The following is a 25,491-nucleotide window of genomic DNA, read 5'->3' on the forward strand; positions in this document are numbered from 1 at the left end:
CCGGGGCCGACGGCGAGGAGCCGCGGATCACGGGTGACACCCCCGAGACCGTCGAGGTGCGCGACGCGATCAGCGCGCCCGACGCCGAGGGCAGGCCGCGCCGGGTCACCCGTCGTTTCCCGCTGTTCACCCGGGACACCGCCCGCCCGGAGGGCGGCGGCCGGGCCGCGTCCGGGGACGCTCCGGCGCCCGCCCGGCAGTGGCCGATGCTCGCCGTGCTCGCCACGGTCGGCCTCGGCCTGCTGCTGACCGCGTTCGACGCGTTCCGCGCCGGCACGCTGCTGGTCGGCGTGGCGCTGCTGGGCGGCGCGGTGCTGCGCTGGCTGCTGCCCGGCGTCGGCATGCTCGCCGTACGGTCCAGGTTCACGGACATCGCGACGTACGGCGCGCTGGGCACGGTGATCGTCCTGCTGGCGCTGATGGCGCAGCCGGATCCCAAGCTGGAGATCCCGTTCCTGAAGGACACGCTGCACTTCACCGTCAGCGGCTGAGCGCCGGACACGGCGGTACGGCGGCAGGTAGACGGCCCGTCCTCTCCCCCGAGGAAGGACGGGCCGCCGCCCACGACCAACCTTTCGCACCCGCAGGGCCCGTTCAACGTCTGTCCGTTCGCTGTGGCACGGAAGTGACCGTTCCGCTACCGTGTCCGCGCGCTGTCGCATCACCGCACGACGGTGCCGGTGAGCGGCCTGACAGCGCCTGATGCGGACGAGACGGGCCATGTGCCCCCGTTGTGTCGATGTATTGACAAGTTCGGGGATGTGCGGTCAAGGCACTGCACAGCGGGACTAATCTGTCCCATCGGGCCATAAGGCCGGGCAATCAGGACAGTGCGGGGGTGCGCCGCCGCCGGGGGAACTGAGATCCTGGCGACGCGCATCCCCGTGGGCGGGGGAAAAGCCAGCACTACCCGGGGGGAAGAGGGGGGAAGCAATGCCTCGTTGGAAGGCTTTGCCGGATGAACTCGATCCGCAGATCAGGGAGTTCACCAGTCAGCTGCGGCGGCTCGTGGACCGCAGCGGCCTGAGCGTCGCCGCGCTCGCCGACCGCACCGGCTACAGCAAGACGTCCTGGGAGCGTTATCTGGGCGGCCGGCTGCTCGCACCCAAGGGCGCGATCGTGGCCCTGGCCGAGGTCACCGGCACCAATCCGATCCATCTGACCACCATGTGGGAGCTCGCCGAACGCGCCTGGAGCCGTTCGGAGATGCGCCACGACATGACCATGGAGGCCATCCGGATCTCGCAGGCGCGCGCCGCGCTCAGCGAGTTCGGCCCGCCGCCCGCGAACGCCAAGGGCAGGACCGCCCGCCGCGGCGGCAGCGCCACGGCCGTGCCCGGCATCGCCGGCCCGGCCGGCGTCGCCCCGACGGTGCCGCCGCAGCCGACCGCCGCCGACGCGGACAGCCGGACGCCGGCGGCCAACTCGTGGAACATGGCCGGCTACACCGGACCGTCCCCCGCGAGCGGCCGCCGTTCCGGCGCCGCCGGAGTGGCCGGATCGGCGGGCGCGGCCGGAGGGGCCGGAGCGAGCGGCACGGGCGGCGGCGCGGGGGCCGGCGGCAGGGGCTCCGGCCGCCGGCGCGCGGCGGCCCCCGCACCCGTCGGCGGCGGCAAGCGGCGGATGATGATGTTCGCCGTGGGCCTCGTGGGCGTGCTGGTCGTGGCGGCCGGCGCCGTCTACCTCGGCGGCAGCGGCGACGGTGAGGGCGATGCGAAGGCCTCGCCCTCGCCCTCCGTCACCACCGGCGCCGAACTCCCGCCCGGGGTGAAGTGCAGCGGCGACAGCTGCACCGGCAAGGACGCGGAGAGCATGGGGTGCAGCGGCGACCTGGTCACCACCGCCCAGACCGCCACCGTCGGCACCACGGTCGTCGAGGTCCGCTACAGCAAGGTCTGCGCCGCCGCCTGGGGCCGGATCACCCAGGCCGCGCAGGGCGACAAGGTCGAGGTGAGCGCGGGCAAGGCCCGAGAGAACGGCTCGATCACCCTGGCCGGTGACACCGTCGCGTACACCCCGATGGTGGCCGTCAAGGACGCCGGCGAGGCCATCGCCTGCGCCGCGCTGGCCTCGGGCGCGCAGGGCTGCACCCAGCAGCCGTGACGGCTGTGACCGCCGGCACCGGACAGCGTCGCCCTCTTCGCGCGGCCACGGAGGCTCCCTGGTCGGCCACGGAACTGCCTGGTCGACCACGAGGCTTCCTGGTGGGTCACGAAGTTCCCTGGTTGGCCGCGAGGTTCCCTGGTGGGCCACGGAGGCCCCCCGGTCGGCCAGTGAGGCTTGCCCGGTCGGCCGCTCAGGCTGCCCGGCCGGGACGATCCGGCGGTGGCGGCCGGGCGTGGGGGCGGGCGTGAGGGCCGGGTGCGGTGGCCGGGCCGAGGGCTGGGTGCGGTGGCCGGGCCGAGGGCTGGGCGGTGACGGTCGCTCAAGGAGGCAGTTGCGCCGGTCGGCCGGGTCGATCCGGCCGTGGCGGCCGACTGGCGACCGGCCGTGGCATTGGGCCGTGACATTCGGTCGTGGTAGCCGGTCGGCGAGAGCCGGGACGGCCGCTGGGCGAAAGGCCGCCGCGACGGCCGTTGGGTGAAGGGCCGCCGTCGCAGCCGCGGTTGGTGGAAGCAGCCCCGACGGCCGGCCGGTGAGAACACTTCGGCAGCCGGTCGGGGCAAGCGGCTGCGGTGGGTTGGCGTGAAACTCCGGCCGCAGCAGTCCGCTCGGCGGGACCGGCGTGGGGACCGGGGTGGGGCCGGGCCGTGGCGACGGGGCCGGGAATCCGGTTCCGGAAAAGCCGGGAACGCAGGTGTGGCCGGCCGGATCCGGGGCAGGCGGGAAGTACCCCCACGGGAGTCCGGCACGCATCGGAACCCCCGCACGGCGGCCGCCTCCGTCTCCCCCTCTCCCGGACGGGCGGCCGCCTTTCTTCGTAAGAGCCGGGCAGGATGCGGCACTCGCCTGCGCAAGGGCCGGCCGTACGCCGCACTCGCTCCCGCAAGACGGGCCGTACGCCGCAGTCGCTCCCGCAAGACGGGCCGCATCCCGAACTAGCTCCCGCAAGACGGGCCGGACACCGAACTCGCTCCCGCAGGACAGGCCGCATCCCGAACTAGCTCCCGCAAGACGGGCCGGACGCCGCACGCGTTCTCCGCGAACCCTCGGCCCGCTGCGGCACCCGGGCGGTCTGTGGGCTGGGCCACACCGGACCGGGGGTCCGGGATGCCGGATGCGCGATAGCCTGACCCGCGGATTATCTCTTGACGCCAAGAGATCGATCATCCGAACCCCCGGGGCAGGGACGCCCCACCGCCAGCTGTCATACGGAGAACGCCATGACCCGCACTCCCGTGAACGTCACCGTCACCGGCGCGGCCGGCCAGATCGGTTACGCCCTGCTCTTCCGCATCGCCTCCGGCCAGCTGCTCGGCGCGGACGTGCCGGTCAAGCTGCGCCTCCTGGAGATCACGCCGGCCCTGAAGGCCGCCGAGGGCACCGCGATGGAGCTGGACGACTGCGCGTTCCCGCTGCTCCAGGGCATCGAGATCACCGACGACCCGAACGTGGCCTTCGACGGCGCGAACGTCGCCCTCCTCGTGGGCGCCCGCCCGCGCACCAAGGGCATGGAGCGCGGCGACCTGCTGGAGGCCAACGGCGGCATCTTCAAGCCGCAGGGCAAGGCCATCAACGACCACGCCGCGGACGACATCCGCGTCCTCGTCGTCGGCAACCCGGCCAACACCAACGCCCTGATCGCCCAGGCCGCCGCCCCGGACGTACCGGCCGAGCGCTTCACCGCGATGACCCGCCTCGACCACAACCGCGCGCTGACCCAGCTCGCGAAGAAGACGGGCTCCACGGTCTCCGACATCAAGCGCCTGACCATCTGGGGCAACCACTCCGCCACCCAGTACCCGGACATCTTCCACGCCACCGTCGGCGGCAAGAACGCCGCCGAGGTCGTCAACGACGAGAAGTGGCTGGCCGAGGACTTCATCCCGACCGTCGCCAAGCGCGGCGCCGCCATCATCGAGGCCCGCGGCGCCTCGTCGGCCGCCTCCGCCGCCAACGCCGCCATCGACCACATCTACTCCTGGGTCAACGGCACCCCGGAGGGCGACTGGGTCTCCATGGGCATCCCGTCGGACGGCTCCTACGGCGTCCCGGAGGGCCTGATCTCCTCCTTCCCGGTCACCTGCAAGGACGGCAAGTACGAGATCGTCCAGGGCCTGGAGATCAACGAGTTCTCCCGCGCCCGTATCGACGCCTCCGTCAAGGAGCTGGAGGAGGAGCGCGAGGCGGTCCGCGGCCTCGGCCTCATCTGAGCCCTCGCTCCCCGCACGCTGTGCAGGCCCCGCCCGGTTCCCCGGGCGGGGCCTTCGGCGTTCCGGTGGTCCCCGTCACGTCACGCCGCCGAGTTGTCCCGAATGTCCGCATCCTCAGTGACGCAGCGCACTTTCGGACAGGGATTGCGCATGCATCCGGGGGGCAAGGGCAGGTGCTCACGGTCCTGAGCGGGGGGACACACAGGAACGAGAGGCATCACCAGGCATGGCGGACAGTACGGAACTCCAGGCTCGGAAGAGCATCCACGCGGCAGGCGAGTGGCGGCACGCCGTCTCCGGGGCCACGCGCGCGATTCTCGACCCCGCGGACGCCGCACCCTTCGCCGTGGTCGCCGAGGGCGACGAGAAGGACGCGGACCTCGCGGTCGAGGCCGCCCGCGCCGCCTTCGACGGCGGCGCCGGCACCTGGCCGCGCACCCCCGCCGCCGAGCGCGCCGCCCTGCTGCGCCGCGTCGCCGGCCTGCTGGTGCGCGACCGCGAGGAGCTGGGCCTGCTGGAGAGCCGTGACGCGGGCAAGACGGTCGAGGAGGGCCGCGTCGACATCGACTGCGTGGCCGACGCCTTCCGCTACTTCGCCGACCTCGTCGCCGCGGAGGCCCCCGGCCGGGTCGTCGACGCGGGCTCGCCCGACATCCACAGCGTGGTCGTCCACGAGCCGGTCGGCGTCTGCGCGCTGATCACCCCCTGGAACTACCCGCTGCTCCAGGCCAGTTGGAAGATCGCGCCCGCGCTCGCGGCCGGCAACACCTTCGTCGTCAAGCCGAGCGAGATCACGCCGATGACGACGATCGCCCTGATCGCGCTGCTGGAGGAGGCCGGGCTGCCCGCCGGGGTGGCCAACCTCGTCACCGGCCCCGGCCACACGGTCGGCGCCCGCCTCGCCGAGCACCCCGACGTCGACCTGGTCTCCTTCACCGGCGGCCTGGCCAGCGGCGTCAAGGTCGCCCAGGCCGCGGCGCCCACCGTGAAGAAGGTCGCCCTCGAACTCGGCGGCAAGAACCCCAACGTCGTCTTCGCCGACGCCTGCGCCACCGAGGAGGGCTTCGACACCGCCGTCGACCAGGCCCTCAACGCGGCCTTCATCCACAGCGGCCAGGTCTGCTCGGCCGGCGCCCGCCTGATCGTCGAGGAGTCCGTCCGGGACCGCTTCGTCGCCGAACTCGCCCGCCGTGCGCAGAGGATCCGGCTCGGCCGGGGCACGGCGGACGGCGTCGAGTGCGGCCCGCTGGTCTCCGAGCAGCACCGGGCCAAGGTCGAGGCGTACGTCGCCTCCGCGCTGGCGGAGGGGGCCGTCCTGCGCTGCGGCGGCAAGCGCCCCGAGCCCAGCGAGATCCGGCCCGAGAGCGGCTACTTCTACGAGCCGACCGTCCTCGACCACTGCCACCGCGAGATGCGCGTGGTGCGCGAGGAGGTCTTCGGTCCCGTCCTCACCGTCGAGACCTTCCGCACCGAGGACGAGGCCGTCGCCCTCGCCAACGACACCGAGTACGGCCTCGCCGGCGCCGTCTGGACCGCCGACGCGGGCCGGGCCCGCCGGGTCGCCGGACGGCTGCGGCACGGCACCGTCTGGATCAACGACTTCCACCCCTACCTCCCGCAGGCGGAGTGGGGCGGCTTCGGCAGGAGCGGCACCGGCCGCGAACTCGGCCCCGCCGGGCTCGCCGAGTACCGCGAGACCAAGCACGTCTACCAGAACCTCGCCCCGAAGCCCGTCCGCTGGTTCGCCGGCTGACCTCCCCCTTCCCCGCACGCTCTGCCAGCCCCACCTGGAGTACCCCCATGTCCGAGAACAACCACGTCTACGACTACGTCGTCATCGGAGGCGGCACGGCAGGCTCCGTCATCGCCTCCCGCCTCACCGAGAACCCGGACGTCACCGTCGCCGTCATCGAGGGCGGCCCCAGCGACGTCGGCCGCGACGACGTGCTCACCCTGCGCCGCTGGATGGGCCTGCTCGGCGGCGAGCTGGACTACGACTACCCCACCGTCGAACAGCCCCGCGGCAACTCCCACATCCGGCACAGCCGCGCCCGCGTCCTCGGCGGATGCTCCTCCCACAACACGCTGATCGCCTTCAAGCCGCTGCCGTCCGACTGGGACGAGTGGGAGGAGGCCGGCGCCAAGGGCTGGGGCGCGGTTTCCATGGAGGCGTACTTCGCGCGCCTGAAGAACAACATCGTTCCCGTCGACGAGAAGGACCGCAACGCCATCGCCCGCGACTTCGTCGACGCCGCGCAGGCCGCGCTCGGCGTGCCGCGCGTCGAGGGCTTCAACAAGAAGCCGTTCACCGAGGGCGTCGGCTTCTTCGACCTCGCCTACCACCCGGAGGACAACAAGCGCTCGTCGGCGTCGGTGGCGTACCTCCACCCCGTGATGGACGAGCGGCCCAACCTCACGATCTGGCTGGAGACCTGGGCGTACAAGCTGGAGCTGGCCGGCACCCGCGCCGAGGGCGTCCACGTGCGCACCAAGGACGGCGAGGAACTGCTGATCCGCGCCCGCAACGAGGTCGTGCTGTGCGCGGGCGCGATCGACTCCCCGCGGCTGCTGCTGCACTCGGGCATCGGACCGGCGGCCGACCTGGAGGCGCTGGGCATACCCGTGGTCCACGATCTGCCGGGCGTCGGCGAGAACCTGCTCGACCACCCCGAGTCGGTGATCGTGTGGGAGACCCACGGGCCCATCCCGGAGAACTCCGCGATGGACTCCGACGCGGGCCTGTTCGTGCGCCGCGACCCCGGCCACCAGGGCCCCGACCTGATGTTCCACTTCTACCAGATCCCCTTCACGGACAACCCCGAGCGCCTGGGCTACGAGCGGCCCCCTTACGGGGTGTCCATGACCCCGAACATCCCCAAGCCGAAGTCCCGCGGCCGGCTCTACCTGACCAGCGCCGACCCGGCCGTGAAGCCCGCCCTGGACTTCCGCTACTTCACCGACGAGGACGACTACGACGCCCGCACCCTCGTCGACGGCATCCGCATCGCCCGCGAGATCGCGAAGACCGCGCCGCTGGCCGGCTGGCTCAAGCGCGAGGTGTGCCCCGGCCCCGAGGTCGTCGGCGACGCCGAGCTGAGCGAGTACGCCCGCAAGGCCGCGCACACCGTCTACCACCCCGCGGGCACCTGCAAGATGGGCGCCGCCGACGACGAACTGGCCGTCGTCGACCCCGAGCTGCGCATCCGCGGCCTGGAGGGCATCCGGATCGCCGACGCGTCGGTCTTCCCCACCATGACCGCCGTCAACCCGATGATCGGGGTGCTGATGGTCGGGGAGCGCGCCGTCGACCTGATCGGTGGTGACGCCCGATGAGTACCGCCCGCCCCGCCCCCGAGACCCTCACCCCGCCCGTCTTCTCGGTCGACGGCCTGTGGAAGGTGTTCGGCCCCAAGGCCGACCGCGTCCCCGCCGACCCCGAGCTGGCCGCCCTCCCGCCCGCCGACCTGCGCGAGCGCACCGGCTGCACGGCGGCCGTGCGGGACGTGTCCTTCGACGTCCGCAAGGGCGAGGTCTTCGTCGTCATGGGTTTGTCCGGCTCCGGCAAGTCCACCCTGGTGCGCTGTCTGACCCGGCTGATCGAGCCGACGGCCGGCACGATCGTCATCGACGGCGAGGACGTCCGCGCCATGGACAAGGCCCGGCTGCGCGAACTGCGCCGCCACCGCGCGGCGATGGTCTTCCAGCACTTCGGCCTGCTCCCGCACCGCACGGTCCTCGACAACGTGGCCTACGGCCTGGAGATCCAGGGCGTGGGGAAGGCCGAACGGCGTGCCAGGGCCGCCGAGGTCGTCGCCAAGGTCGGCCTGGAAGGCATGGAACAGCGGCGCCCCGGCCAGCTCTCCGGCGGCCAGCAGCAGCGCGTCGGCCTCGCCCGCGCCCTCGCCGTCGACCCCGAGGTGCTGCTCTTCGACGAGCCGTTCAGCGCCCTCGACCCGCTGATCCGGCGGGACATGCAGGAGGAGGTCGTCCGGCTGCACCGCGAGGAGGGCCGCACGATGGTCTTCATCACCCACGACCTCGGCGAGGCGCTGAAGCTCGGCGACCGGATCGCGCTGATGCGCGACGGCCGCGTCGTGCAGCTCGGCACCCCCGAGGAGATCGTCGGCTCCCCGGCCGACGACTACGTCCGCGAGTTCGTCCGCGACGTGCCCCGCGAACAGGTCATGACCGTCCGCACGGCCATGCGCCCCGCCTCGGTGGAGGAGGCGGGGAGCGGCCCGGCGGTGTCCCCGCGCGCGACCGTGGCGGAGGCCATCGAGGCCGTGGCCCGCAGCGGCGCGCCCGCCCGGGTCATGGACGGCCCGCGCTGTCTCGGGGTCGTCGACCACGAGGGCCTGCTGGAGGTCGTGGCGGGCGTGGCGGAGAACAGCCCCGGAAGCGGCAGCCCCGGGAGCGGCAGCCCCGGAGGCGACAGCCCCGGAAGCGGCGGCCCCGGGGGCGTGACCGCGGGCGGCCGGGCGGACGCCGCCTCGGGCAGCCGTCCCCACGCGGCCGCGGGCAGCCGCGCCGCCGGCCCCCACTCGGAGGCCGTCTGATGGCCACGCTCACCGCGATCCCCGTACGCACCCTCCCCACCGCCCTCCTGCGCAGCCGCCCCGCCGTCAAGCTGGCCACCCTCACTTTGATCGCGGCGGTCCTCGTCCCCCTGGCCCACGCCCGCTGGTCCAGCGGCACCTGGCCGGACGCGCTCACCGTCGACCTCACCGGCCCGCTGACCAGCACCAGCGACTGGATCATCGACAACCGGGACAGCCACCCGCTGTTCCTCTACTTCTTCGGGCACGTCAGCAACGCCGTCGTGCTCTCCGTACGCGCCGTCTACCTCGCCCTCCTCACCCTCGGCTGGGCCGGCGTGACCGCACTCGGCGCCTTCCTCGCCTGGCGGGCCGCCGGCCCGCGGCTCGCCCTGGGCACGGCGGCGGCGTTCCTCGCCTGCGGCCTGCTCGGCATGTGGGTACCGACCATGCAGACGCTGGCCCTGATGGTGGTCGCGGTGCTCGCCTCGGTCGTCGTCGGCGCCCTGCTGGGACTCGCCGCCGGACTGTCCGCGCGCATGGACCGCCTGCTGCGGCCGGTGCTGGACACCATGCAGGTGCTGCCCGCCTTCGCCTACCTCCTGCCGGTGGTGCTGGTCTTCGGCATCGGCGTGCCCGCCGCCGTCCTCGCCACCGTCGTCTACGCCGCCCCGCCCATGGCCCGGCTCACCGCGCTCGGCCTGCGCGGCGCCGACCGGGGCGTACTGGAGGCGGTGGAGTCGCTGGGCGCGACCGCGCGGCAGCGGCTGCTGACCGCCCGGATCCCGCTGGCCCGCAAGGAACTCCTGCTCGGCGTCAACCAGACGATCATGATGGCGCTGTCCATGGCGGTGATCGCCTCGGTGATCGGCGCCGGCGGCCTCGGCGACCGCGTCTACCAGGCGCTGGCCTCGGTCGACGTGGGCGCCGCGCTCGCGGCGGGCATCCCGATCGTGCTGCTCGCGGTCGTGCTGGACCGCGTGACGGGCGCGGCGGGCGCCGCCGCGGCGGGCGCGGACGGTGCCGCCCCGTCCGGCCGGCGGCTGTGGCCGTACGCGCTGGGCGCCACCGCGGCCGTGGCCGTCGCCGGGCCCCTGACGGACCGTACGGACTGGCCCGACGCCTGGACGGTGAACATCGCCGAGCCGGTCAACCGGGCCGTGGACTGGATGACCGCCCACCTGTACTCCGGGGTGCCCGTCATCGGCGGCACCGCCGACTGGGCGGCCCGCTTCACCACCTGGGTCCTCGACCCGCTGCGCGACGGCCTCCAGTGGCTGCCGTGGTGGTCGGTGCTGCTGATCGTCGCCGCGCTGGCCTGGCTGATCGGCACCTGGCGCACCACCCTGACCGCCGTGCTCGCCATGGCCGCGATCGGCGTCCTCGGCGTGTGGGAGCCGTCGCTGGACACGCTCTCGCAGGTGCTGGCCGCGGTCGCCGTCACCCTCGTCCTCGGTGTCGCGACCGGCGTCGCGGCGGCGCGCAACCACCGCGTCGAACGGCTGCTGCGGCCGGTTCTGGACGTCTGCCAGACGATGCCGCAGTTCGTGTACCTGATCCCGGTCGTCGCGCTCGCCGGCGTGGGCCGCGCCCCGGCCGTCGCCGCCGCCGTCGTCTACGCGCTGCCCGCGGTCGTTCGCATCACCGCGCAGGGCCTGCGCCAGGTCGACGCGGCCGCGCTGGAGTCGGCCCGCTCGCTCGGCGCGACCGGCGGCCAGCAGCTGCGCCAGGTGCAACTGCCGCTCGCCCGCCGCTCGTTGCTGCTCGCGGTCAACCAGGGCGTGGTGCTCGTCCTCGCCGTCGTCATCATCGGCGGTCTGGTCGGCGGCGGCGCGCTCGGCTACGACGTCGTGTTCGGCCTCGCCCAGGGCGACCTCGCGACCGGCCTGGTCGCCGGCGCGGCCATCGTCTGCCTGGGGCTGACGCTCGACCGGGTCACCCAGCCCACCGACCGCCGCACGACGAAGGGAGCGTGACATGTTCCGCCGTACCACCCTGATCGCCTCGGCGGCCGTGCTGACGCTGGCCACCGGCTGCGGCGCCGCCGACATGACCCGGCAGGCCTCGCCGTTCGCGAACGCCCGGGGCGCGAAGACCGTCACCCTGTCCGTGCAGTCCTGGGTGGGCGCCCAGGCCAACGTGGCCGTCGCCCAGTACCTGCTGGAGCACGAACTCGGCTACCGCGTCGACACCGTCCAGGTCGACGAGATCCCCGCCTGGGACGCCCTCAGCCAGGGCCGCGTCGACGCGCTCCTGGAGGACTGGGGCCACCCCGAGCAGGAACAGCGGTACGTCAAGGAGAAGAAGACCGTCACCCGGGGCGGCGACCTCGGGGTGACCGGGCACATCGGCTGGTACGTCCCCACGTACTTCGCGAAGAAGCACCCGGACGTCACCCACTGGAAGAACCTCAACAAGTACGCCGACGAGTTCCGCACCGCGGAGAGCGGCGGCAAGGGCCAGCTGATGGACGGCTCCCCGTCCTACGTCACCAACGACAAGGCCCTGGTGAAGAACCTCGGCCTGGACTACAAGGTCGTCTTCGCCGGCTCCGAGGCCGCGCAGATCACCCAGATCAGGCAGTTCGCCAACGAGAAGAAGCCCTTCCTGACGTACTGGTACTCCCCGCAGTGGCTGTTCGAGAAGGTCCCGATGACCGAGGTGAAGCTGCCGCCCCACAAGGAGGGCTGCGACGCGGACCCGGCGAAGGTCGCCTGCGCCTACCCGCACACGCCGCTGCAGAAGTACCTCAACACCGACTTCGCCGAGAAGGGCGGCGCGGCGGCGGCCTTCCTGAAGAACTTCCGGTGGACCACCGAGGACCAGAACGAGGTCTCCCTGATGATCGCCGAGCAGCGGCTCAGCCCCGAGACGGCGGCGAAGAAGTGGGCGGAGCGGCACGAGTCGACCTGGCGGGCCTGGCTGCCACCCCGCAAGGCATGAACCCGTCCGTGAGGACGCTGACCGCCGCGGTCAGCACGAGCGCGGCCCGCTCACGCTCCTCGAAGGCGCCGTCCCCGGCCGCCCGCCGGGCGGCGGGCGGCCGGGGAGGTGGAGCGGGCCGTGGTCACCTGTGGTCGCCCGGCTGGTAGTGCCCCGGTGTCATCCGGCAGGTCACGCCGAACCGGTTCCAGGCGTTGATCACGGTGATGGCGGCGATCAGCTGCGCCAGTTCCGTCTCCTCGAAGTGCCGCGCCGCGCGCTCGTACACCTCGTCCGGCGCGAACCCGTCCGTCAGGACGGTCACCGCCTCCGTCAGCTCCAGCGCGGCGAGTTCCCGCTCCGTGTAGAAGTGCCGGGACTCCTCCCACGCGCTGAGCTGGACGATCCGCTCCACGCTCTCACCGGCCGCGAGAGCGTCCTTGGTGTGCATGTCGATGCAGAACGCGCAGTGGTTGATCTGCGAGGCGCGGATCTTCACCAGCTCGTACAGCGTGTGGTCCAGGCCCTGCCGGGCGGCCGCGTCGAGCCGGATCATCGCCTTGTAGACATCGGGGACGAGCTTCGCCCACTCCAGACGGGGGGCGGCTGCGGGGGCGTAGGTCACGGTGTCGGTGGTCATGCCCTCGACCCTAGGAAGAAAGCTGCCCAGGCGTATGGTCCATTTCCATGCCGAAACCGTGGGCCACTCTGGGCATCGACCTGCACCTCGAACCGGCCGGCGGCGGAGTGCGCCGGGGCCTGACCGATGCCCTGCGCGACGCCGTCCGCACCGGCCGCCTCGCGCCCGGCACCCGGCTGCCCTCCTCCCGCTCCCTCGCCGCCGACCTCGGCCTGGCCCGCAACACCGTCGCCGGCGCCTACGCCGACCTGGTCGCCGAGGGCTGGCTCACCGCCCGCCAGGGCTCCGGCACCCGCGTCGCCGACCGCCCCGTGCCACCGCCCGCGCGGCGCCCCGCCCCCACCCCGAGCCGCACCGGCCGCCCCGCGTACAGCCTCGTCCCCGGCACCCCCGACCTCGCCTCCTTCCCCCGCGCCCAGTGGCTCAAGGCCGCCCGCCGCGCCCTGGCCGCCGCCCCCAACGACGCCCTCGGCTACGGCGACCCCCGCGGCCGGGCCGAACTGCGCACCGCCCTCGCCGGCTACCTCGCCCGCGCCCGCGGCGTGCGCGCCGACCCCGACCGGATCGTCGTCACCGCTGGCTTCGCCCACGCGCTGCACCTGCTCGCCCAGCTGCTGCACGCGCGCGGCCTCGACACCCTCGCCGTCGAGTCGTACGGCCTCGACGTGCACTGGGACCTGGTCGAGCGGGCGGGGCTGCGCACCGCACCGCTGCCGTTCGACGCGTCCGGCACCGTGCTCGACGGGCTGGACCGCGCCGGAGCCGTCCTGCTCACGCCCTCCCACCAGTTCCCCATGGGCGTGGCCCTGCGGCCCGAGCGGCGCGCGGCCGTCGTCGACTGGGCCCGTCGCACCGGCGGACTGATCCTGGAGGACGACTACGACGGCGAGTTCCGCTACGACCGCCAGCCCGTCGGCGCCCTCCAGGACCTCGGCCCCGAGCACGTCGTCTACCTGGGCACCGCCAGCAAATCCCTCGCCCCCGGGCTGCGCCTGGGCTGGATGGTGCTGCCCCCGCCGCTGGTGGACGAGGTCCGCGCGCTCGGCGGCTCCGCCGTGCCCGTCCTCGACCAGCTCACCCTCGCCGAGTTCGTCACCTCCGGCGCCTACGACCGGCACGTGCGCGCCGCCCGGCTGCGCTACCGGCGCCGCCGCGACGCCCTGGTCGCCGCCGTCGCCGCCCGCGCCCCCGAGGTGACGGTCACCGGCATCGCGGCCGGACTGCACGCCGTGCTCCGCCTCCCGCCCGGCACCGAACAGTCCGTGGTCCGCGCGGCCGCCTGGCACGGCCTCGCCCTGCACGGCCTGGCCCGCTACCGGCACCCCGCCGCCGTCGGCCACCCCGTCGACGCCCTGGTCGTCGGCTACGGCACCCCGCCCGACCACGCCTGGGCGGGAACCCTGGAAGCCCTGTGCAACGTCCTGCCTTGATGTGACCATGCTCCATCACGCACCGTATGATCACGGGCCGGTGCGACGGGCCCGGCGACGCGAGGACGACGGTCGCGATGGGAACGACGCGAACGACGCGAACGACGCGAACGACGCGAACGACCCGGACGACGGGGACGATGGGGACGACGGGGAGAAGAACCATATGACGGACAACCGGCGGCGGCTGCGCTCCAGCACCGTCGTACTCGGCGGGATGGGCGTGATCGCCGCGGCCCTCACCTCCTGCGGCTCCGATCCCGACCGCCGCTGCGTCGACCGCGACAGCTACGACTACCTCAACGGCTACAAGGTCATCGCCGACAAGAACTGCTCCTCCGGCTCCTCCTCCTACGGCAAGGGCAAGGGCGGCAAGGGCAAGAAGACCGGCCGCGGCAGGGACGCCGACGCCGCCTGGTACTACGACGCCGACGTCAGCGGCGGCTACGCCGACAACGGCACCTTCAGCCGCGAGGAAGCCGTCGACCGCGGCGGCTTCGGCTGCTCCGGCTCCGGCAGCGGCGGCGGCTGAGCGCGCCCCCGCCCCATGGAACGCCGCACCACCGAGCCCCGCCCCGGCTGGCAGCAGACCGTCGAGGAACAGGGCCTGATCTACCCGCTCACCCGCCACCCCGACGGCCTGCTGCGCCCCTACTGGGACGAGAGCGCCTACTACGTCTTCTCCCTGGAGGAGATCGAGGCCCTCGAAGAGGTCGTCGAGGAACTGCACCGCATGTGCCTCGCCGCGGCCGACCACATCGTCACCGCCGACCGCTTCGCCGACCTCGGCATCACCGACCCCCGCGTGGCCGCCGCCGTCGCCGAGGCCTGGCACCGCCGCGCCGAACTCCCCTCCCTCTACGGCCGCTTCGACCTGCGCTACGACGGCCACGGCCCCGCCAAACTGCTCGAGTACAACGCCGACACCCCCACCTCCCTCGTCGAGGCCGCCTCCCCCCAGTGGTTCTGGATGGAGGAGCGCTTCCCCGGCGCCGACCAGTGGAACTCCCTCCACGAACGCCTCATCGACGCCTGGCGCCGGCAGGCCCGCCTCCTGCCGCCGGGCAGCCCCCTCTACTTCGCCCACTCCAGCGCCGACGAACTCGGCGAGGACCTGATGACGGTCGCCTACCTCAAGGAGACCGCCGACCAGGCCGGCCTCGACACCGCCTGGATCTCCATGGAGGAGATCGGCTTCGACCGCCTCTCCGGCCGCTTCGTCGACCAGCGGCTGCGCTTCATCCGCAGCTGCTTCAAGCTCTACCCCTGGGAATGGCTCACCACCGACCGCTTCGCCGGCCACGTCCTCGACACCCTCGACAACGGCGGCGGCACCGGCACCACCCTGTGGATCGAGCCCGCCTGGAAGATGCTCCTCAGCAACAAGGCACTCCTCGCCATCCTCTGGGAGCTGTACCCCGGCCACCCCAACCTCCTCCCCGCCCACCTCGACGGCCCCCGCGACCTCGCCGCCACCACCGGCTACGTCGCCAAGCCCTTGCTCGGCCGCGAAGGCGCCGGCGTCACCGTCCACCCGCCCGGCACCCCGCCCGCCGTCCGCGACGAACCCTGCTGCTACCAGCAGCTCGCCCCCCTCCCCGCCTTCGACGGCAACCACGTCGTCCTCGGCACCTGGGTCGTCGAGGGCCAGGCGGCCGGCCTCGGCATCCGCGAGTCCTCCGGCCTGATCACCGACGAGTACGCCCGCTTCCTCCCCCACGTGATCCTGTAGCGCGCCCGGACGTCAGGCGATGTCCAGCACCGCCCGCAGCTGCGCCAGCCCCCAGTCCAGGTCCTCCTTCCCGATCACCAGCGGCGGCGCGATCCGGATCGTCGCCCCATGGGTGTCCTTCACCAGCACCCGCCGGTCCATCAGCCGCTCCGACACCTCCCGCCCCGTGCCGTACCGCGGATGCACATCCACCCCCGCCCACAGCCCCCGCCCGCGCACCTGCGTCACCCGCCCGGTCCCGGCCAGTGCCGCCAGCTCCCGGTGCAGATGCTCACCCAGCTCCGCCGCCCGCGCCTGGTACTCACCCGACCGCAGCATCGCGATCACCTCCAGCGCCACCGCGCACGCCAGCGGATTCCCGCCGAACGTCGACCCGTGCTCCCCGGGCCGGAAGACCCCCAGCACCTCCGCCGACGACACCACCGCCGACACCGGCACGATCCCGCCGCCCAGCGCCTTGCCCAGCACATACGCGTCCGGCACCACCCCCTCGTGCTCACACGCGAACGTCCGCCCCGTGCGCCCCAGCCCCGACTGGATCTCGTCCGCGATCAGCAACACGTTCCGCTCCCGCGTCAGCTCCCGCACCGCCGGCAGATAACCGGCCGGCGGCACCAGCACCCCCGCCTCGCCCTGGATCGGCTCGATCAGCACCGCGACCGTGTTCTCCGTCAGCGCCTCCCGCATCGCCGTCACGTCCCCGTACGGCACGATCTGGAACCCCGGCGTGTACGGGCCGTAGTCCGCCCGCGCCTCCGGATCGGTGGAGAAGCTGACGATCGTCGTCGTCCGCCCGTGGAAGTTGCCGCCCGCGACCACGATCTTCGCCATCTCCGCGGGCACCCCCTTCACCCGGTAGCCCCACTTCCGCGCCGTCTTCACGGCCGTCTCCACCGCCTCCGCCCCCGTGTTCATCGGCAGCACCATCTCCATCCCGCACAGCTCCGCCAGCCGCGCGCAGAACGCACCGAACCGGTCGTGGTGGAACGCCCGCGACGTCAGCGTCACCCGGTCCAGCTGCGCCTTCGCCGCCTCGACCAGCCGCCGGTTGCCGTGCCCGAAGTTCAGCGCCGAATACCCGGCCAGCAGATCCAGATAGCGCCGCCCCTCCACATCCGTCATCCACGCCCCGTCCGCACTGGCGACCACCACCGGAAGCGGGTGATAGGTGTGCGCGCTGTGGGCCTCGGCGGTCGCGATCAGGTCGTCCGTGGCGGTCATGGCCCCTCCAGAAGGTGAACCGGAAGCGTGAGGACGCCCTCCTTCCTATCCTCGCTCGCATGATGGACGCGGGAACTGCGCTCTCCGGCGCGCCCGGTAGGCTGAGCCCAGGGCCGTGACTGGCGCGCTTGGGATGGGACCGACCATCGGGGAGCGGCCCGAACGGGAAACTGTGCCGTGCGCCTGGGCCGAACCGTGTACGCCGAACGCCACGTCCGGAGGTCCTGATGTCTGACGCGTCCGCTCCCCTCTCCACCGAGTCCACCGCCTTCCGAGCCGCCCTCGACGTGATCCGCGCCGTCGAGCCGCGCGTGGCCGACGCCATCGGCCAGGAGGTCGCCGACCAGCGCGAGATGCTCAAGCTGATCGCCTCCGAGAACTACGCCTCGCCGGCCACCCTGCTCGCCATGGGCAACTGGTTCAGCGACAAGTACGCCGAGGGCACCGTCGGCCGCCGCTTCTACGCCGGCTGCCGCAACGTCGACACCGTCGAGTCGCTCGCCGCCGAGCACGCCAGGGAGCTGTTCGGCGCCCGCCACGCCTACGTCCAGCCGCACTCCGGCATCGACGCCAACCTCGTCGCCTTCTGGTCCGTGCTCGCCCAGCGGGTCGAGCTGCCCGCCCTGGAGAAGGCGGGCGTCCGCCAGGTCAACGACCTGTCCGACGCTGACTGGGCCGAACTGCGCCAGGCCTTCGGCAACCAGCGCATGCTCGGCATGTCCCTGGACGCCGGCGGCCACCTCACCCACGGCTTCCGCCCGAACATCTCCGGCAAGATGTTCGACCAGCGCTCCTACGGCACCGACCCCGCCACCGGCCTCCTCGACTACGAGGCCCTGCGCGCCACCGCCCGCGAGTTCAAGCCGCTCATCATCGTCGCCGGCTACTCCGCCTACCCCCGTCTGGTCAACTTCCGCATCATGCGGGAGATCGCCGACGAGGTCGGGGCGACCCTGATGGTCGACATGGCCCACTTCGCCGGTCTCGTCGCCGGCAAGGTCCTCACCGGCGACTTCGACCCGGTGCCGCACGCCCAGATCGTCACCACCACCACCCACAAGTCGCTGCGCGGCCCGCGCGGCGGCATGGTCCTGTGCGACGACTCCCTCAAGGACCAGGTCGACCGCGGCTGCCCGATGGTCCTCGGCGGCCCGCTGCCGCACGTCATGGCCGCCAAGGCCGTCGCCTTCGCCGAGGCCCGTCAGCCCTCCTTCCGTGACTACGCCCAGCGCATCGTGGACAACTCCCGCGCCCTCGCCGAGGGCCTGATGCGGCGCGGCGCCACCCTGGTCACCGGCGGCACCGACAACCACCTGAACCTGATCGACGTCGCCTCCTCCTACGGCCTCACCGGCCGCCAGGCCGAGGCCGCGCTCCTCGAGTCCGGGATCGTCACCAACCGCAACGCCATCCCGGCCGACCCCAACGGCGCCTGGTACACCTCCGGCATCCGCATCGGCACCCCCGCCCTGACCACCCGCGGCCTGGGCACCGCCGAGATGGACGAGGTCGCCGCCCTCATCGACCGCGTCCTCACCACCACCGAGCCCGGCACCACCAAGTCCGGCGCGCCCTCCAAGGCCGCCCACGTCCTCGACCCGAAGGTCGCCGACGAGATCTCCCGCCGCGCCACCGACCTCGTGGCCGGCTTCCCGCTCTACCCGGAGATCGACCTCGGCTGACCGGGCGCGGCCGCGCACCGGCTCCCGCCGGGCTCAGCGGTCGACCAGCTCCTGTCGCGGCTCCTCACGCGGCGGTCCGGCGTCCTGCCGGGCCGCCGCGCGGCGTATCAGCAGGGAGCCGCCCGCCCCGATCGCCAGTCCGGCACCGAGCCCGGGCAGCGCCCAGGACCAGCCGCTGTCGGTGCCCGGTGACGCGGCGGCCCGGTCCGGGGAGGGCGCGGGCTCGCTCACCGGACCGGCCGCGCGGGGCTCCCCGGAGGTGTGCGACAGGGAGCGTCCCATCACTCCCAGCTCTGTCAGCAGCGCGCGCAGCGCGGCCGGCTGGTCGGCGCGGTGCCAGGAGCCGTTCTCCGAGCGGGGCAGGGTCGCCGCCGTGTGGATCCAGACCGTCTCGGAGCCGGTGTTCACGAAGACCTGGTTCATGCGCCAGGGGTCCACGTCGTGCAGCAGCCAGGTGACGTTGATCTGCCGTGCTCCGGTCAGGTCGGCCTCCGGCGGCTCGGTGCGGCTGCCCGCGCCCGGCCGGCCGAGCAGCCGGTCCAGCTCGCCGTACTTCTCGTCGGAGTAGGTCAGCCCGGCCGCCTCCGTGGTCGACGGGGCGACCACCAGCACGCTCGTCGGCCCGCCGGCCACCGCGGGCGGCGCGCTCCACACCACTCCCGCCGACGCCACTGCGGTCGCCGCTCCCAGCGCCGCCGCGGCCGACGCCATGCGGCCACGGCATCCGCCCCTCGCCCGTTCCATCCGTCCGCGCATCCGAACCCCCAGCCCGGTGATCCCCGTGCGGCCCGTCCCCGAGCCGCGTGTCACTTCTGGTACACCGCCCGGCCCGCCGGGGTTCCCACCCACAGCGCACTTTCTCGCGCCCCTTCTCGTGCCTCGTCCATGCCCGCTCGCCGTGCCTGCGTGCTGTGCACACCGCCGCGCCCGATCCCCGCGCCCGTGCCCGATCCCCGCACCGCGCCCGATCCCCGCGCCCGTGCCCGATCCCCGCACCGTGCCCGATTCCCGCGCCCGCGCCCGATCTCCGGCCGTCCCGGACCGCCGTCACCACCGTCGCCGTTGTCACCACGTCGCCGCCGTCACACCGTCACCCCCGCTGCGACCGCGCGATCCCCACCGCCCGCTTCCTCTCCGCCACGCCCTCCAGCCGGAGCGTCACCGTGCTCCGCCCGTTTCCGTGCGTCCACAGCAGCGTCGGGCCGGCCGGGCGCTGCTCGCGCGTGAAGCGGCTGCCGTCCGGGTCCACCAGCCACAGCTCCAGCAGGTGCGGCTCGGCGAACCACAGCGCGGGATCCGGCACCCCGCTCGCTCCGGCGGCGCCGGCCAGCGGTATCCACTCCGGCTGCCGCGGCACCCTCTTCACGAAACCGACGTCCAGCCGCGCCCGGTACTCGTCCAGCCGTATCGTCCGGCCGTCCTCGCGCCAGCACAGGGACACCAGATAGCGGCCCCGGGGTTCGGCGGTCACCGCGACCGCGTCCGGGGTGCCGAGCGCCGGCGGGACCAGCGGCTCGAAGCCCGCCCGCCGCGCGGCCTCGGCCAGGGACACCGGGTGGCGGCCACAGCCCGGCACCCGGGCACCGGCCGAAGGGGTCGCCGACGGGTCGTACCGCACCTCGACCCCGCCGAAGCCGAACCAGTCGGTGACCGCGGCCCGCACCGGGGGCGTGAGCGCGAGCAGTGCCAGCAGCGCGCACAGCGTCGCCGTCAGCGCACGCCGGCGCTCCCGCGCCCACCGCCGTACCACCCGCAGCCGCCCGGCGGCACCCGAGGGCTCGGGCACCGGGACCGGCACGCGGTCGGCCAGTATCTGCCCCAGCACCCGCTCGACCATCGTCTCGGCGCCGGCCGCCGCACCGGGCGGATCCAGCGACCGTCCCAGGGCTCGCAGCTCCTCGGGCAGCCCTCCGGCACCGGCCTCCCCGGCCCGTTCCCGACGCGGCCCCCGCCCTTGTTCCAGTCCCTGGCCCTGTTCCGGTCCCTGGCCCTGTTCCGGTCCCTGGCCCTGCACCTGTCCCTGGCCCTGTGCCCGGCCCTCTTCCTGCCCCTGCCCCTCGCTCGTCAACGCTCGTCACCCCCTTCCCGAGGCTGGAAATCGGGCAGCAGCCGGCCCAGTTTCCGCAGTGCCCGATTGAGCCGGGACTTCACCGTCCCCCGGGGCCAGCCCAGCGCCTGGGCGGTCTCCGGCTCGTCCATCTCCAGCAGATACCGGTACGTGACGACCAGGCGGTGCTCCTCGCTCAGCTTGTCCAGGGCGGTCAGCAGGGCCGTGCGGCGCTCGCTCTCCAGCGTCGCCACCGCCGGGTCCGCCGATTCCGGTATCAGCGGCTCCGCCTCCGCGTAGGCCGCCTCCCGGCCGGCGAGCGTGCGCTGGCGCGCCGCCGTACGCACTGTGTTCCTCGTCTCATTGGCGACGATCGACAGCAGCCACGGCTTGAACGCCGAGCCCTCCTTGAAGCGGCCCAGCGCGCAGTACGCCTTCACGAAGGCCTGCTGCACCACGTCCTCCGCGTCCGCACCCGCCCCCAGCGCGGCGGCCGCCCGCAGCGCGATGCCCGTGTGGGCCCGCACCAGCTCCGCGTACGCCTCCGGCTCCCCGGCGCGTACGCGTGCGATCACCGCGGCCTCATCGACGATGCGGCCCCCCTCCCGCGTCCTCACATCCTTGTTACACCGCGGGAGGCGGATCGGTTCCCACCTGTTTCCGACCAGTTCCGGAGCGGCGCCCGCGCTCTGCGAGAATGGTGTGCATGGCCTCTGATCGCCCACCCGTCGCCCACAACCCTCAGGGGAATGGCTTCGCCATGCAGCGTCGCCCGCGCGTGCTCTCCGGAATCCAGCCCACCGCAGGCTCGTTCCACCTCGGCAACTACCTCGGCGCCGTCCGTCAGTGGGTGGCCCTGCAGGAGTCCCACGACGCCTTCTACATGGTCGTCGACCTGCACGCGATCACGGTCCCGCAGGACCCGGAGGAACTGCGCGCCAACACCCGGCTCGCCGCCGCCCAGCTGCTCGCGGCGGGGCTCGACCCGGACCGCTGCACCCTGTTCGTCCAGAGCCACGTCCCCGAGCACGCGCAGCTCAGCTGGGTCATGAACTGCCTCACCGGCTTCGGCGAGGCCTCCCGCATGACCCAGTTCAAGGACAAGTCCGCCAAGCAGGGCGCCGAGCGGGCCTCCGTCGGCCTGTTCACGTACCCGATCCTCCAGGTCGCGGACATCCTCCTCTACCAGGCGCACGAGGTGCCGGTCGGCGAGGACCAGCGCCAGCACATCGAGCTGACCCGCGACCTCGCCGAGCGTTTCAACGGCCGTTTCGGCGAGACGTTCACGGTCCCGAAGCCGTACATCCTCAAGGAGACGGCGAAGATCTACGACCTCCAGGACCCGTCGATCAAGATGAGCAAGTCGGCGTCCACGCCGAAGGGCCTCATCAACCTGCTCGACGAGCCGAAGACCACCGCGAAGAAGGTCAAGAGCGCCGTCACCGACACCGACACCGTCATCCGGTTCGACCCGGAGAACAAGCCGGGCGTCAGCAACCTCCTGACGATCTACTCGACCCTCACCGGGGCGGGAATCGCCGAACTGGAGGAGAAGTACGCCGGCAAGGGCTACGGTGCGCTCAAGACCGACCTCGCCGAGGTCATGGTCGAGTTCGTGACGCCGTTCCGGGAGCGCACCCAGGAGTACCTGGACGACCCGGAGACGCTGGACTCGATCCTGGCCAAGGGCGCGGAGAAGGCCCGCGCCGTCGCCGCGGAGACGCTGGCGCAGGCCTACGACCGCGTGGGCTTCCTGCCGGCCAAGCACTGATCCCGACCCCTGACCGGGCACCAGGCACGGCCCCTGACCGGGCACCAGGCACGGCTCCGAACCGGGCACTGCGCACGGCGGCGAGCCGGGCACCGGGCACGGCAGGGAACCGGGCGCCCGGCCGGTGCGGGCGCGTAGTGCGCCGCGTACCGGGGGAGTGCCGAGCGGCTCGCGGGTCGTGCGCGGAAGATCCGGTTCGGTCCGCACCACGCACAGCGCTGCACATCACTACGGCTGCGCCTGCCCACGGCCGCGCCGGGGCCGTACAGTCGATAGCCGGACGGCTGCTCCCCGCGGCCGTCCGCGCTCACACAGACGTACCGCACAGACGTACCGACACGACGACAGGAGACGACGTGGGGACCGTAACGATCGGTGTGTCGATCGCGGTCCCGGAGCCGCACGGCAGCCTGCTCCAGGAGCGGCGCGCGGGCTTCGGCGACGCCGCGGCTCACGGCATCCCCACGCACGTCACCCTCCTGCCGCCGACCGAGGTCGACGACAGCGCGCTGCCCGCCATCGAGGCGCACCTCGCGGAGGTCGCGGCGGCGGGACGGCCGTTCCCGATGCGGCTGTCCGGCACGGGCACCTTCCGCCCGCTGTCGCCCGTCGTCTTCGTCCAGGTGGTCGAGGGTGCCGAGGCGTGCACGTGGCTGCAGAAGCAGGTCCGTGACGCGTCCGGGCCGGTGGCACGCGAACTGCAGTTCCCGTACCACCCGCACGTGACCGTCGCGCACGGCATCGACGACGCGGCGATGGACCGGGCGTTCGAGGAACTCGCCGACTACGAGGCCGAGTGGCCGTGCACCGGCTTCGCCCTCTACGAACAGGGCGCCGACGGCGTGTGGCGCAAGCTGCGGGAGTTCACCTTCGGCAGCACCACGGTGCCGCCCCAGGCCGCGGCCCCCGCCGAGGAACAGGGCACCCTCCACTGACCCGCCTCCGCGCGGGCACGCGCCCGCGCGGTGACCGTTGCGTCCGGGAGCCCGCCCGACCGGCCCCCGCGGTGCCTCAGATCGGCAGCCTGCGGAACACCGCGCGCGGTACATGCCGCACCGCCGACATCAGCAGGCGCAGCGCCCCGGGGACCCAGACCGTCTCCGACCGGCGGCGCAGGCCCAGTTCGATGGCGGCCGCGACCGCCTCGGGGGTCGTCGCGAGGGGCGCCTCGTCCAGTCCGGCGGTCATGCGCGAGCGGACGAAGCCGGGGCGTACGACCATGACGTGGACGCCGGTGCCGTGCAGCGCGTCGCCGAGGCCCTGGGCGAAGGCGTCCAGGCCGGCCTTGCTGGAGCCGTAGATGAAGTTGGAGCGGCGGGCGCGTTCCCCGGCGACCGAGGAGAGCACGACCAGCGAGCCATGGCCCTGGGTCTGCAACGCGCGGGCGCTGACCAGTCCGGCGGACACCGCGCCCGTGTAGTTGGTCTGCGCGACGCGCACCGCGCTCACCGGTTCGCGCTCGTCGCGCGCCTGGTCGCCGAGGATGCCGAAGGCGAGCAGCACCATGTCGATGTCGCCCTCGGCGAAGACCTTCCCGAGGACGGTCTCGTGCGACTCGGGGTCGAGCGCGTCGAAGGCGACGGTGCGCACGTCGGCGCCGAGCGCGCGCAGGCTCTCGGCGGCCTGCTCCAGGCCGGGGGAGGGGCGGCCGGCCAGCCAGACCGTGCGGGTGCGGCGGGCGATCAGCCGGCGCGCGGTGGCCAGCGCGATCTCGGACGTACCGCCGAGGACGAGCAGGGACTGGGGGAGGCCGAAGGCGTCCTTCACGGCGGCTCCTAAGGGTGTCTGGGTGTCTGGAGCGGGGTGTCTAAGGCTGGGTGCTTGGGGGTGGGTGTCTAGAGGGAGAGCCGGCGGGCGAGGTCGGAGACGAACACCCCGCGCGGGTCGAGTTCCGCGCGCAGCGCGCGGAACTCGACCAGCCGCGGGTACATCGCGGCGAGCAGCTCGGGCCGCAGCCGGGAGTCCTTGGCGAGGTAGACCCGGCCGCCCGCGGCGGCGACCTCCTCGTCCAGCTCGTCGAGGAAGGCGTCCAGGCCGGGCAGCGTGGCCGGGATGTCGAGGGCCAGGGTCCAGCCGGGGGAGGGGAAGGAGAGCCAGCCCGGATCGGCGTCCCCGAACCGCTTCAGCACGGCCAGGAAGGACGGGCAGCGGCGCTCGGAGATCCGGCGCACGATCCGGCGCAGGGCCTCCTCCTGGCCGTATCCGACGACGAACTGGTACTGCACGAAGCCGCCGCGGCCGTAGATCCGGTTCCAGTGCGGCACCCCGTCCAGGGGGTGGAAGAAGGTGGAGATCCTCTGCAGTTCGCCGGTACGCGCGCGGGGCGCCCTGCGGTACCAGAGTTCGTTGAACAGGCCCACCGTTCGCCGGGTGAGCAGGCCCTCGGGGAGGAAGGCGGGGGCGGCCGGCAGCTGGGAGGGGTGGAAGGCGAGCGGGTCCCGGCGCGCGCGGGCGGTGCGGGGCAGCGCGTCCAGGGGCGCGTGGTCGCCGCGGGTGAGCACCGCGCGGCCGGTCGCCGCACCGCGCGCCAGCAGGTCGATCCAGGCGACGGAGTAGCGGTAGTGGTGGTCGCCGTCGGTCAGCCGGGCCATCAGGTCGTCGAGGTCGCGGGCGCGTTCGGTGTCGACCGACATCCACGCGGTCTCGACGGGCTGGAGCTGGATCGTGGCGGTGAGGATGACGCCGGTCAGCCCCATGCCGCCGGTGGTGGCGTCGAAGAGCGGGGTGCCGGGGCTCACCCCGTGGACGCCGCCGTCGGCGGTGAGGAGTTCCATGGACAGCACGTGCCGGGAGAAGGACCCCGAGATGTGGTGGTTCTTGCCGTGGATGTCGGCGCCGATCGCGCCGCCGACGGTCACGTAGCGGGTGCCCGGGGACACCGGAACGAACCAGCCGAGCGGCAGCAGGACGCGCATCAGCCGGTGCAGGGAGACGCCGGCGTCGCACAGCACCGTGCCGTTCGTGGCGTCGATCGCGTGGATCCGGTCCAGGCCGGTCATGTCGAGGACCGCTCCGCCCGCGTTCTGCGCCGCGTCCCCGTACGCCCGTCCCAGGCCCCGGGGGATGCCTCCCCGGGCCCCGCAGTCCCGGACGGCGGCGACGGCCTCCTCGTAGGTCCGTGGGCGGATCAGACGGGCGGTGGTGGGGGCGGTGCGGCCCCATCCCGTGACGGAGACGGTCTCGGCAGGCATGTCGGTG

The 25,491-nt window shown here is 73.4% G+C and carries 21 protein-coding genes and 1 riboswitch; of the genes, 14 read left to right on the forward strand and 7 right to left on the reverse strand.

The window, feature by feature from the left end; all coding sequences use genetic code 11:
- Positions 1-26 precede the first annotated feature (26 nt).
- The 8 genes from AB0K92_RS01660 (at position 27) to AB0K92_RS01695 (ending at position 11,791) form a co-directional block, all read left to right on the forward strand.
- Positions 27-491, forward strand: coding sequence for a DUF3017 domain-containing protein (locus AB0K92_RS01660; protein WP_365918748.1), 465 nt, complete (start codon positions 27-29; stop codon positions 489-491).
- A 442-nt stretch (positions 492-933) separates the two neighbouring features.
- Positions 934-2,103 carry a DUF2690 domain-containing protein gene (locus tag AB0K92_RS01665; RefSeq protein ID WP_365918340.1) on the forward strand — a complete coding sequence of 390 codons (1,170 nt, stop codon included), beginning with the start codon at positions 934-936 and terminating at the stop codon, positions 2,101-2,103.
- 1,220 nt (positions 2,104-3,323) lie between these two features.
- Complete coding sequence (locus tag AB0K92_RS01670) at positions 3,324-4,313, forward strand: malate dehydrogenase (protein ID WP_365761703.1); 990 nt, start codon at positions 3,324-3,326, stop codon at positions 4,311-4,313.
- Positions 4,314-4,539: 226 nt separating this feature from the next.
- Positions 4,540-6,066: an aldehyde dehydrogenase family protein gene (locus AB0K92_RS01675; protein WP_365918342.1), complete on the forward strand. Its 1,527-nt coding sequence runs from the start codon at positions 4,540-4,542 to the stop codon at positions 6,064-6,066.
- A gap of 47 nt (positions 6,067-6,113) precedes the next feature.
- On the forward strand, positions 6,114-7,646 hold the full coding sequence (locus AB0K92_RS01680) for a GMC oxidoreductase (protein WP_365918344.1): 1,533 nt from the start codon (positions 6,114-6,116) through the stop codon (positions 7,644-7,646).
- On the forward strand, positions 7,643-8,869 hold the full coding sequence (locus tag AB0K92_RS01685) for a glycine betaine/L-proline ABC transporter ATP-binding protein (protein WP_365918346.1): 1,227 nt from the start codon (positions 7,643-7,645) through the stop codon (positions 8,867-8,869). Before AB0K92_RS01680 ends, AB0K92_RS01685 begins: the two co-directional genes overlap by 4 nt.
- Entirely contained in the window at positions 8,869-10,824 is a 1,956-nt protein-coding gene (locus tag AB0K92_RS01690; protein ID WP_365918348.1) for an ABC transporter permease subunit, read from the forward strand. The genes AB0K92_RS01685 and AB0K92_RS01690 overlap by 1 nt, the downstream gene beginning before the upstream one ends.
- A 1-nt stretch (position 10,825) precedes the next feature.
- Positions 10,826-11,791, forward strand: a complete 966-nt coding sequence (locus tag AB0K92_RS01695) for an ABC transporter substrate-binding protein (RefSeq protein WP_365918350.1) — start codon at positions 10,826-10,828, stop codon at positions 11,789-11,791.
- Positions 11,792-11,915: 124 nt separating this feature from the next.
- Here the strand turns inward: AB0K92_RS01695 and AB0K92_RS01700 are convergent, their stop codons facing one another.
- Positions 11,916-12,410, reverse strand: coding sequence for a carboxymuconolactone decarboxylase family protein (locus AB0K92_RS01700; RefSeq protein WP_365918352.1), 495 nt, complete (start codon positions 12,408-12,410; stop codon positions 11,916-11,918).
- A 47-nt stretch (positions 12,411-12,457) separates the two neighbouring features.
- On the opposite strand from AB0K92_RS01700, the gene AB0K92_RS01705 reads away from it, so the two are divergent.
- The 3 genes from AB0K92_RS01705 (at position 12,458) to AB0K92_RS01715 (ending at position 15,572) form a co-directional block, all read left to right on the forward strand.
- Positions 12,458-13,840: a PLP-dependent aminotransferase family protein gene (locus tag AB0K92_RS01705; RefSeq protein ID WP_365918354.1), complete on the forward strand. Its 1,383-nt coding sequence runs from the start codon at positions 12,458-12,460 to the stop codon at positions 13,838-13,840.
- A gap of 166 nt (positions 13,841-14,006) precedes the next feature.
- Positions 14,007-14,372, forward strand: a complete 366-nt coding sequence (locus AB0K92_RS01710) for a hypothetical protein (RefSeq protein ID WP_166001758.1) — start codon at positions 14,007-14,009, stop codon at positions 14,370-14,372.
- Between the two features lie 15 nt (positions 14,373-14,387).
- A complete protein-coding gene (locus tag AB0K92_RS01715) occupies positions 14,388-15,572 on the forward strand; it encodes a glutathionylspermidine synthase family protein (protein WP_365918356.1) in 1,185 nt (394 codons plus the stop codon).
- Positions 15,573-15,584: 12 nt separating this feature from the next.
- Here the strand turns inward: AB0K92_RS01715 and rocD are convergent, their stop codons facing one another.
- The gene (gene rocD / locus AB0K92_RS01720; RefSeq protein ID WP_365918358.1) at positions 15,585-16,793 is read right to left on the reverse strand and encodes an ornithine--oxo-acid transaminase; all 1,209 of its coding nucleotides are present in this window, start codon (positions 16,791-16,793) and stop codon (positions 15,585-15,587) included.
- 105 nt (positions 16,794-16,898) lie between these two features.
- Positions 16,899-16,989, forward strand: a riboswitch (ZMP/ZTP riboswitch).
- A 31-nt stretch (positions 16,990-17,020) separates the two neighbouring features.
- On the opposite strand from rocD, the gene AB0K92_RS01725 reads away from it, so the two are divergent.
- Positions 17,021-18,475, forward strand: coding sequence for a glycine hydroxymethyltransferase (locus tag AB0K92_RS01725; protein ID WP_365918360.1), 1,455 nt, complete (start codon positions 17,021-17,023; stop codon positions 18,473-18,475).
- A 33-nt stretch (positions 18,476-18,508) separates the two neighbouring features.
- Here AB0K92_RS01725 and AB0K92_RS01730 read toward each other — a convergent pair whose 3' ends face one another.
- From AB0K92_RS01730 to AB0K92_RS01740, 3 genes are all read right to left on the reverse strand, one after another.
- Entirely contained in the window at positions 18,509-19,186 is a 678-nt protein-coding gene (locus AB0K92_RS01730) for a hypothetical protein (RefSeq protein ID WP_365918362.1), read from the reverse strand.
- A gap of 379 nt (positions 19,187-19,565) precedes the next feature.
- Positions 19,566-20,438, reverse strand: a complete 873-nt coding sequence (locus AB0K92_RS01735; protein WP_365918750.1) for a hypothetical protein — start codon at positions 20,436-20,438, stop codon at positions 19,566-19,568.
- A gap of 101 nt (positions 20,439-20,539) precedes the next feature.
- Positions 20,540-21,097, reverse strand: a complete 558-nt coding sequence (locus AB0K92_RS01740; protein WP_365918364.1) for a sigma-70 family RNA polymerase sigma factor — start codon at positions 21,095-21,097, stop codon at positions 20,540-20,542.
- A gap of 185 nt (positions 21,098-21,282) precedes the next feature.
- Here AB0K92_RS01740 and trpS point away from each other — a divergent pair, with 185 nt between their 5' ends.
- Positions 21,283-22,293 carry a tryptophan--tRNA ligase gene (gene trpS / locus AB0K92_RS01745; RefSeq protein ID WP_365918366.1) on the forward strand — a complete coding sequence of 337 codons (1,011 nt, stop codon included), beginning with the start codon at positions 21,283-21,285 and terminating at the stop codon, positions 22,291-22,293.
- Positions 22,294-22,649: 356 nt separating this feature from the next.
- Positions 22,650-23,228, forward strand: coding sequence for a 2'-5' RNA ligase family protein (locus AB0K92_RS01750; protein WP_166001769.1), 579 nt, complete (start codon positions 22,650-22,652; stop codon positions 23,226-23,228).
- A 76-nt stretch (positions 23,229-23,304) separates the two neighbouring features.
- On the opposite strand, the gene AB0K92_RS01755 is transcribed toward AB0K92_RS01750, so the two are convergent.
- Positions 23,305-24,060: a decaprenylphospho-beta-D-erythro-pentofuranosid-2-ulose 2-reductase gene (locus tag AB0K92_RS01755; protein ID WP_365918368.1), complete on the reverse strand. Its 756-nt coding sequence runs from the start codon at positions 24,058-24,060 to the stop codon at positions 23,305-23,307.
- Positions 24,061-24,128: 68 nt separating this feature from the next.
- The gene (locus AB0K92_RS01760) at positions 24,129-25,484 is read right to left on the reverse strand and encodes an FAD-binding oxidoreductase (protein ID WP_365918370.1); all 1,356 of its coding nucleotides are present in this window, start codon (positions 25,482-25,484) and stop codon (positions 24,129-24,131) included.
- Between the last annotated feature and the right edge of the window lie 7 nt (positions 25,485-25,491).

Source organism: Streptomyces sp. NPDC052687 (assembly GCF_040678395.1).
Taxonomy (GTDB): domain Bacteria; phylum Actinomycetota; class Actinomycetes; order Streptomycetales; family Streptomycetaceae; genus Streptomyces.

Coding starts and splice junctions, on each gene's coding strand:
- AB0K92_RS01760 (WP_365918370.1), bottom strand. CDS start 25,484: ATGCCTGCCGAGACCGTCTCCGTCACGGGATGGGGCCGCACCGCCCCC.
- AB0K92_RS01675 (WP_365918342.1), top strand. CDS start 4,540: ATGGCGGACAGTACGGAACTCCAGGCTCGGAAGAGCATCCACGCGGCA.
- AB0K92_RS01730 (WP_365918362.1), bottom strand. CDS start 19,186: ATGGCGTCGGCCGCGGCGGCGCTGGGAGCGGCGACCGCAGTGGCGTCG.
- AB0K92_RS01670 (WP_365761703.1), top strand. CDS start 3,324: ATGACCCGCACTCCCGTGAACGTCACCGTCACCGGCGCGGCCGGCCAG.
- AB0K92_RS01685 (WP_365918346.1), top strand. CDS start 7,643: ATGAGTACCGCCCGCCCCGCCCCCGAGACCCTCACCCCGCCCGTCTTC.
- AB0K92_RS01695 (WP_365918350.1), top strand. CDS start 10,826: ATGTTCCGCCGTACCACCCTGATCGCCTCGGCGGCCGTGCTGACGCTG.
- AB0K92_RS01725 (WP_365918360.1), top strand. CDS start 17,021: ATGTCTGACGCGTCCGCTCCCCTCTCCACCGAGTCCACCGCCTTCCGA.
- AB0K92_RS01700 (WP_365918352.1), bottom strand. CDS start 12,410: ATGACCACCGACACCGTGACCTACGCCCCCGCAGCCGCCCCCCGTCTG.
- rocD (WP_365918358.1), bottom strand. CDS start 16,793: ATGACCGCCACGGACGACCTGATCGCGACCGCCGAGGCCCACAGCGCG.
- AB0K92_RS01690 (WP_365918348.1), top strand. CDS start 8,869: ATGGCCACGCTCACCGCGATCCCCGTACGCACCCTCCCCACCGCCCTC.
- trpS (WP_365918366.1), top strand. CDS start 21,283: ATGCAGCGTCGCCCGCGCGTGCTCTCCGGAATCCAGCCCACCGCAGGC.
- AB0K92_RS01665 (WP_365918340.1), top strand. CDS start 934: ATGCCTCGTTGGAAGGCTTTGCCGGATGAACTCGATCCGCAGATCAGG.
- AB0K92_RS01715 (WP_365918356.1), top strand. CDS start 14,388: ATGGAACGCCGCACCACCGAGCCCCGCCCCGGCTGGCAGCAGACCGTC.
- AB0K92_RS01705 (WP_365918354.1), top strand. CDS start 12,458: ATGCCGAAACCGTGGGCCACTCTGGGCATCGACCTGCACCTCGAACCG.
- AB0K92_RS01710 (WP_166001758.1), top strand. CDS start 14,007: ATGACGGACAACCGGCGGCGGCTGCGCTCCAGCACCGTCGTACTCGGC.
- AB0K92_RS01680 (WP_365918344.1), top strand. CDS start 6,114: ATGTCCGAGAACAACCACGTCTACGACTACGTCGTCATCGGAGGCGGC.